General features: G+C 36.8%; 7 protein-coding genes and 1 pseudogene. 2 read left to right on the forward strand and 6 right to left on the reverse strand.

Going from position 1 to position 7970, the window contains the following annotated elements; translation table 11 throughout:
* Positions 1 to 26 precede the first annotated feature (26 nt).
* The 5 genes from ACH0B5_RS11615 to ACH0B5_RS11635 all read right to left on the reverse strand — a co-directional run bounded on the left by ACH0B5_RS11615 (position 27) and on the right by ACH0B5_RS11635 (position 4697).
* Positions 27 to 734 (reverse strand): ABC transporter ATP-binding protein, encoded by a 708-nt coding sequence (locus ACH0B5_RS11615; protein WP_122973436.1) that lies wholly within the window; start codon positions 732 to 734, stop codon positions 27 to 29.
* Positions 734 to 1513, reverse strand: a complete 780-nt coding sequence (locus ACH0B5_RS11620; RefSeq protein WP_122973435.1) for an ABC transporter ATP-binding protein — start codon at positions 1511 to 1513, stop codon at positions 734 to 736. The genes ACH0B5_RS11615 and ACH0B5_RS11620 overlap by 1 nt, the downstream gene beginning before the upstream one ends.
* The gene (locus tag ACH0B5_RS11625) at positions 1510 to 2448 is read right to left on the reverse strand and encodes a branched-chain amino acid ABC transporter permease (RefSeq protein ID WP_122973434.1); all 939 of its coding nucleotides are present in this window, start codon (positions 2446 to 2448) and stop codon (positions 1510 to 1512) included. The genes ACH0B5_RS11620 and ACH0B5_RS11625 overlap by 4 nt, the downstream gene beginning before the upstream one ends.
* 11 nt (positions 2449 to 2459) lie before the next feature.
* Positions 2460 to 3335: a branched-chain amino acid ABC transporter permease gene (locus ACH0B5_RS11630; protein ID WP_122973433.1), complete on the reverse strand. Its 876-nt coding sequence runs from the start codon at positions 3333 to 3335 to the stop codon at positions 2460 to 2462.
* A 153-nt stretch (positions 3336 to 3488) separates the two neighbouring features.
* Positions 3489 to 4697, reverse strand: coding sequence for an ABC transporter substrate-binding protein (locus ACH0B5_RS11635; RefSeq protein WP_341362874.1), 1209 nt, complete (start codon positions 4695 to 4697; stop codon positions 3489 to 3491).
* Positions 4698 to 5313: 616 nt separating this feature from the next.
* Here ACH0B5_RS11635 and psiE point away from each other — a divergent pair.
* Complete coding sequence (psiE, locus tag ACH0B5_RS11640; protein ID WP_241559383.1) at positions 5314 to 5769, forward strand: phosphate-starvation-inducible protein PsiE; 456 nt, start codon at positions 5314 to 5316, stop codon at positions 5767 to 5769.
* Positions 5770 to 5868: 99 nt separating this feature from the next.
* On the forward strand, positions 5869 to 7128 hold the full coding sequence (locus ACH0B5_RS11645) for a PLL family lectin (protein WP_122973431.1): 1260 nt from the start codon (positions 5869 to 5871) through the stop codon (positions 7126 to 7128).
* Between the two features lie 113 nt (positions 7129 to 7241).
* Here ACH0B5_RS11645 and ACH0B5_RS11650 read toward each other — a convergent pair.
* Positions 7242 to 7970, reverse strand: a pseudogene (locus ACH0B5_RS11650) (transposase); the annotation flags it as partial.

The following is a 7970-nucleotide window of genomic DNA, read 5'->3' on the forward strand; positions in this document are numbered from 1 at the left end:
CTTTTCCATTAATCAAATACCGTCGGTTATAATGCTCCGAGATAAGCAGCTTTAACTTGTTCACTTTCTTGAAGCTCTTTCGCTGTCCCCGATAAAACAATTTTACCTGTTTCAATCACATATGCACGATCAGCAATTGATAATGCCATATTCGCATTTTGTTCTACTAATAATACTGTTGTTCCTTGCTGATTAACCATTTGAATAATTTCAAAAATTTGTTTCACAATTAAAGGTGCTAGCCCCATGGATGGCTCATCTAGTAATAACAATTTCGGTTTTGCCATTAGAGCTCGACCCATCGCTAACATTTGCTGTTCCCCACCAGACAACGTCCCTGATTGTTGTTTACGGCGTTCTCCTAATATAGGAAATAGTTCATAAACATTGGCTATATCCTTTTTAATGCTATCACGATCTTTGCGTAAATAAGCACCTAATTCAAGATTTTCCTCTACCGTCATATTCGAAAAGACTCTTCGTCCTTCTGGAACATGAGAAATGCCACTTTTTACGATGGATTGTGCTTGTTTCCCATTAATTTGTTGAGAAAGATAAGAAATTGTCCCACTCTTTGGTTTTAATAGACCTGATAATGTTTTTAATAATGTTGATTTACCAGCACCATTTGCACCAATTAACGTTACAATTTCACTCTCTTTTACTTCAATGGAGACATCTTTTAATGCATGAATATTTCCATAAAATACATCAATGTTGTTTACTTTAAGCATTATTCAATGACCTCCTCTCCCAAATAGGCTTCAATTACCTTTGGATTGTTACGAATTTCTTCCGGTGTTCCATCCGCGATTAATTGACCGTGATCTAATACGTAAATACGCTCACAAATTCCCATTACTAAATGCATATCATGTTCGATTAACAAAATTGTCAAATCAAATTCTTTTCGGATAAAAGCAATCAGCTCCATTAAATCGTGAGTTTCTTGAGGATTCATCCCCGCAGCTGGTTCATCTAATAACAGGAGTTGAGGTTTTGCTGCAAGGGCCCGGGCAATTTCCAGTCTCCGTTGCATCCCATAAGGTAAATTCTTTGCTAATTCATCCTTATAAACATCTAATCCAAATATTTTTAAAAACTCAATCGATTCTTTATCCATCTTTTCTTCCCCTTTAAAATGACTAGGTAATCGAAAGATAGATGAGAGAATGGAATGCTTCGCTAAATTGTGGTTTGCCACTTTCACGTTATCTAAAACCGTTAAATCTTTAAATAAACGAATATTTTGGAATGTACGGCTAATACCTAATTTTGTTACTTGATAAGGTTTTAGCCCCTTCAAATTTTTCCCGTCAAAGGTAATGACCCCTTCCGTCGGCTGATACACTCCCGTTAACATATTAAAAGTTGTCGTTTTCCCAGCTCCATTAGGGCCAATTAAACCGACTAACTCTCCCGTATTCAAATGCATATTTACATTGTGTACTGCTTTAAGGCCACCGAACTGAATTCCTACATTATCTACTTGTAAAAGAAGGTTACTCGTCATACTTTAGAACCTCCCTTTTTACCAAATTTAAATAAGTGGGTAATTTCCTTTGTACCCATTAATCCCGTAGGACGATATAACATCACTAAAATTAAAACTAAAGAATAAATAATCATACGCGTTTCAGGGAAGTTCGATAAATAAGCCGAAACAATCGTTAAAAAGATTGCTGCGATAACAGACCCCGAAAGACTTCCTAAACCACCTAATACAACGTAAATTAAAATATCAAAGGACTTTAAGAAATTAAATGTTGTCGGTTGAATAATAAAGAAGTTATGGGAATATATCGCACCAGCAAGCCCAGCGAATATAGCACCGATTGTAAAAGCAACAACTTTATAGTAGGTTGTGTTTATTCCCATAGCATCAGCTGCAATTTCATCTTCTCGAATAGAAATAGCTCCTCGACCATGTCTTGAATTTGTAAAATTCGAAATAACTAATATTGTAAGAACTACACCAACGAAGGCGTATGTCCACGTTGTCATATTCGTCACGACCATACCTGCCGCTCCGCCTACGTAATCAATATTTAGGAAGACAATTCGAATAATCTCAGCAAAACCAAGGGTTGCGATTGCCAAATAGTCTCCTTTAAGTCGTAGCGTTGGAATTCCTACTAGTAACCCGGCTAATCCTGCTGCTACCGCACCAATAATTAATGCTACGGTGAATGGTAACCCTAAGTTCATTGTCGCAATGGCACTGAAGTAAGCTCCCACTGCCATAAAACCAGCATGTCCGATGGAGAATTGCCCTGTAATTCCTATTACAATATGCAAACTAACAGCTAGCATAATATTTATACACATTTGTATTAATATATTTTGATAATATAAATCTAACGATCCACCTGAAATCATAACTTGTACAATTGTATAGATTACTAGCGCAAAAATAATATAAACCCAAAAGGCTTTTGATTTTTTCATATACCAGTCACCTACACTTTCTCTCGGGTATTTTTTCCGAATAGACCCGATGGTTTTAAAATGAGTATTAAAATTAAAATGATGAAAGCTGCTGCATCGCGCCATAACGAAAAACCGAAAGCACTAACAACCGTTTCAACTACACCTAAAACTAAACCGCCAACCATTGCACCAGGAATATTTCCGATACCACCAAGTACCGCTGCGATAAAGGCCTTTAATCCTGGTAAAACCCCCATTAATGGTTCGATTCTCGTGTAATAAGCCCCGAAAATAACCCCTGCTGCACCAGCTAGAGCCGATCCAATGGCAAAGGTTGCTGATATCGTATTATCAACGTTAATTCCCATTAATCGTGCAGCATCAGCATCCAAAGATACAGCTCGCATCGCTTTTCCGATTTTGGTTTTATGTACAATAAATTGCAATAAAATCATTAAAATGATCGTAACAACTAAAATTAAAATAGATTTAGAGCTAATACTTACTCCAAAAATGTCAATTGATGTATTCGGCAATACTTCAGGATACGCTTCCGGTGATGCTCCTCGGAAGAAAATCATTGTATATTCAATTAAGAAGGACACACCGATTGCAGTAATAAGGGCTGCAATTCGTGTTGCACTTCGTAATCGTTTATACGCTACTCGTTCAATAATGACACCAATAATTGCACAAAGTACCATCGAAATGATAAGTGCTGGAAGGAACCCTACGTCCCATCTTGTAATGGCGAAAAAGCCGATAAAAGCCCCTAACATGAACACATCACCATGAGCAAAGTTAATGAGCTTTATGATACCGTATACCATCGTATATCCTAATGCGATTAGTGCATAGATACTACCAACTGATATACCATTCACTAACTGTTGAATCCATTCCATGAGATCTCACTCCTTTTTCCATTTTAAGTAAGGCTTTTATTCGTTCGTAAAAACGAAAAGCGAATTTATAAAATGGCCATTTAATTAAATTTCTTTAGTGATAAAAAGGGAGGCCAGTTCGCCCCCCTTTGTTTTATCGTTATAAACGCAATATTACGGATTAACTTTAGAGTTGAACTTTTGTTCACCGTCTACATATTCTAGAACTGTTGCGGATTTAACTGGGTTGTGTTTTTCGTCAACTGAGAATGTACCTGTAATTAAACTTAAATCTTTTGTTTCAGCTAAAGCTTTTTGAATTGCTTCGCCATCTGTTGAATCTGCACGTTCGATCGCATCTTTAATGAAGTAAACTGTGTCATAACCAAGGGCATGGAATGCGTTTGGCGATTCATTATTTTTCCCTTCAAATGCTTTTACGAATCCTTGAATTGTTTCATCTGGATCTTGGGATGAATAGTGGTTTGTAATGAATGTGTTGTTTAGAGCTTCGCTACCAGCGAGTTCTACTAGAGTTGGGGAATCCCATCCGTCAGCACCCATAAGTGGTGCTTCGATACCTAACTCACGAGCTTGTTTTACGATTAACCCTACTTCTTCATAATATCCAGGGATAAAGATGAAATCTGGGTTGGCAGATTTTATACGAGTTAAAGTAGAATTAAAGTCTGTATCATCGGCTACATAAGCTTCTTCTGCTACAACAGTTCCACCGTTCGCTTCAATTTGCTCTTTAAATGATGCAGCTAGACCTTTTGCATAGTCAGATGCGTTGTCCGCATAAATTGCCACATTTTTAGCACCTAATTCTTGCGTTGCGAAATTCGCTGCAACGATTCCTTGGAATGGGTCAATAAAGCATGTACGGAATACGAATTCGTTAATCGAACCATCTTCATTTTCTGTTACGTTTGGCGCAGTACCAGATGCAGTAACCGTTGGAATTTTATATTTATTGGCAATTTGAGTTGTTGCAATTACGTTACCAGAAGTTGCGGGAGCGATCATTGCGACCACTTTTTCTTGTGTTGCCAATTTAACTGCAGCGTTCGTCGCTTCAGCGTTATCAGATTTGTTATCTACTTTTACTAGCTCTATTTTCTTTCCATCAATACCACCAGCTTCATTGATTTCCTCTACAGCTAGTTCAGCACCTTGTCCAATTGATGAGCCATAAGAAGCGACTGAACCTGAAAGTTCTAAGTTGGCACCGATTTTAATTACATCACTATTTTCTTCCGATGAATTTCCAGTTGATGAAGTCCCTTGCTCATTAGAGCTACAAGCTGCTAGCGCCCCAACGATTAAAGATGAAGCTAGAAATACCGATGCAAATCTCTTTAACTTTCTCTTTTCTGCCATTTATTTCTCCCCCTAAATTGTTTCATAGTCTATTTTTTTACTAATTATAATATTCAGAATTCTTAACATCAATAGTTAATCAAAATATTCTGAATAATATAGCTGTTTCACTAGTCTTCTTCGATATATTTGACTTTCTGATTGTAAAACATTCTTTTTATTTAGTCTAGTGTGATTTTTTAGTAAATTTTGATTTTTATGATTTTATTTGTATAATAGATATAAATTTATACTTTATTAATATAAAAATAGAATTTCAGTTTATAGACTTGTATTTATTTATATTACGGATAATTAATATTTTCTTATCCATCCTTCCACATAGACCAACTGTAAGTTATTAGTGACTAAACTTCGATAATTTTGTTATCTCTATCTCATGCCCAATCATTCCACCTATGTATTACACCATCTCATGTTTATATAAGATATTCCATTTTAAATGTAAATATGCTCTATATAAAATGAACTCGGTTGTCCGTTTCCCTATTTAGTGGAACTAAAATAAAACCTATCATTTGGAAGCTCCTATCTTCATAGACTATTTGACAACAGTTGGTTTTTCAAAATAGCAATTTCCAACTTCTAAACGCTTAAAAATGTAAAAAAGGAGGGCTTGAAAATAAAAAAGTTTGAATGGAATGTATCGGTTAAAATCATCCCTAAAGTATTACAGTGGTTTTTAAATCTTTGTCTTATCATCCTAACCTTCTTTTTGGCATTTCTTCTAATTAAGAAATTGGTGGATTTTTATAAAATCCTGATGCTAGATGGAGGTAGTGATTACAAGCTCTTCCTCGCTAACATTCTCGTTTTCTTTTTATATTTTGAATTTATTACGATGATTGTAAAATATTTTAAGGAGGACTATCACTTTCCTCTTCGTTATTTCTTATATATAGGTATTACAGCGATGGTAAGACTTGTCATTGTCGATCATGAGCATGCAATAGATACGCTCATTTTTTCATTAATTATTTTAATTTTAATTATTTGTTACTTCATTATTAACATTACCCCTTTAGAACGCCCTTTACGTTCATGGTTTTCAAATAAAAAAGAAGGTAATTAAAACTCCCCGTTTTGTCAGTTCAATTGCCTAACCCGATAATTTTATTCCCATATTTAGTGCATGTGCATACACTAATCAAAAACGGAGGATTTTTAAGTCATGTATTATGGATATCCATATTATTATGTTCAGCATGTTCCAATGAGTCCTGTACCCACATACCCTTACCCATCTCCATACGATCAAGCACAAGTCCAATATGTTCAACTTACTGGACGACCAACAGTTCAACAAATTATGCAAACAATTCGCGCCCAAAATAACAATCTTTTTACACAATTAACACAGGCTGGAGTAGACCGTCAGTTAGTGGAAGCAATGTTTTTCTTTGTCGTTAACTTTACAAGAAATCAAGCAAATCTTAACCAATCTGCTAGTCAAATCTACTCGCTATTCCAAAGGGAAACACCTTGGTTTAATTTACTCATTCGCTCAATGAATTTACCTGTCAACACAATTGACCAAGTATTAACAAGAGTTATTGAAATTACTCTTAATATACTTAGAGGTGCGCAACCTGGACCTGGTCCATCCCCGGGCCCTGGTCAAGGTTGGTCCAATTGGGAGAGCCTTGGTGGGACACTTCAAGGAGCTCCTGCTGTTGCTTCTTGGCAACCGAATCGTTTAGATGTTTTTGGAAGAGGAACTGATAATGCCCTTTACCATATTTGGTGGGATGGCACTCGTTGGAGTAGTTGGGAGAACCTTGGCGGTGTTTTAACTTCTCCTCCTGCTGCTGTTTCTTGGGGACCAAATCGAATTGATGTGTTTGTTCGTGGTACTGATAATGCCCTTTACCACAAATGGTGGGACGGCAGCCGATGGAGTGATTGGGAAAGTCTTGGCGGTACTTTAACAAGTGGTCCTGCTGCTTCATCACGCCGTTCAAATCAACTCGATGTGTTCGTTAGAGGCGCTAACAACCGACTTTATAAAAGAACGTGGAACGGCACTCGATGGGAAGATTGGGAAGATCTTGGCGGCAATTTAGCTTCTGAACCTACTGCTGTTTCCTGGGGACCAAACCGCATCGATGTTTTTGCTCGAGGACAAAATAATCAATTGATCCACAAATGGTGGGACGGTACAAGATGGAGTGATTGGGAAAACCTTGGCGGTACTTTAACAAGCGCTCCTACCGTTTCTTCCCGTAGATCTAATCGATTGGATGTCTTTATCAGAGGTACTGGTAATCGACTTTATAAACGTTCCTGGAACGGATCTCGTTGGGATAGTTGGGAGTCCATCGGTGGGACGTTAACTAGTGCTCCTGCTGCTGTTTCTTGGGGACCAAATCGAACTGATGTCTTTGCTAGGGGACAAAATAACGACCTTATTCACATTTACCAAGGCCAATAAAAAAAAGAGGCTGGGACATAACTAGCTTCAAATAGTGAGAAAGGTGAATTTGAGGAAACTCAAATTCACCTTTCTCTATTTTTGTATGTAAATTCTTTTTTTCTTTAGTTAATGGCCGTGAATTTTCTTAAATTCACAGCCATTAATGCGAGGCCCATTTCGTTTTCTACCTTCGATTTTCCTCGTACAGAAAATCGAGTGAAACGCAAATTAGCCTTCAAGAATCCAAAAACTGGTTCCACATCGATTTTGCGTCTTCGATAAATGGCACTTGTTTTCTCTTCTGAAAGCTTTGCTCTTACGTATTCTTTTTGCTGTTCCCATTTTTCATTCACCTGTAGTTTTCGATTGTTGCCTTCTTTTGCTTTGGTACAGGATAAACGGAATGGGCATCCCGAACAGTTTTCACACTCGTAAATCTTAAGCTTCCGTTGGAAGCCTGTACGGTCATTACGAACAGAATAATATTGAAATTCAAGACGTTTTTTATTTGGACAGGTATATGTATCTGTTTCTTCATCATACGTCCAGTTGTCGGGATTAAATATGTTTTGTTTATACTTTTTCTTTTGTTCTTTCAAATACTTACTATAAGTAATAAGAGCTTCTCGTTTTCTGTTTGAAAGGATATCATGAAAGTTTTGTTCACTACCGTAACCTGCATCTGCGACAATGTGTTTTGGTAATTCAAAATAATGCTGCTCAATCTCATCTAAGAATGGAATTAACGTACGTGTATCTGTTGGATTTGTATATATACTATAAGCAAGCGTATATTGACCTTCCGTTGCGATTTGTACATTATATCCAGCTTTTAATTGTCCGTTTTGCATATAATCATC

The sequence above is a fragment of the Ureibacillus sp. 179-F W5.1 NHS genome, assembly GCF_045369345.1.
In the GTDB taxonomy this organism is placed as follows: Bacteria; Bacillota; Bacilli; order Bacillales_A; family Planococcaceae; genus Ureibacillus; species Ureibacillus halotolerans.

What these genes read in the sequence shown, in the direction of transcription:
- ACH0B5_RS11615 (WP_122973436.1), bottom strand. Translation starts at nt 734, where the DNA reads ATGCTTAAAGTAAACAACATTGATGTATTTTATGGAAATATTCATGCA.
- ACH0B5_RS11620 (WP_122973435.1), bottom strand. Translation starts at nt 1,513, where the DNA reads ATGACGAGTAACCTTCTTTTACAAGTAGATAATGTAGGAATTCAGTTC.
- ACH0B5_RS11625 (WP_122973434.1), bottom strand. Translation starts at nt 2,448, where the DNA reads ATGAAAAAATCAAAAGCCTTTTGGGTTTATATTATTTTTGCGCTAGTA.
- ACH0B5_RS11630 (WP_122973433.1), bottom strand. Translation starts at nt 3,335, where the DNA reads ATGGAATGGATTCAACAGTTAGTGAATGGTATATCAGTTGGTAGTATC.
- ACH0B5_RS11635 (WP_341362874.1), bottom strand. Translation starts at nt 4,697, where the DNA reads ATGGCAGAAAAGAGAAAGTTAAAGAGATTTGCATCGGTATTTCTAGCT.
- ACH0B5_RS11645 (WP_122973431.1), top strand. Translation starts at nt 5,869, where the DNA reads ATGTATTATGGATATCCATATTATTATGTTCAGCATGTTCCAATGAGT.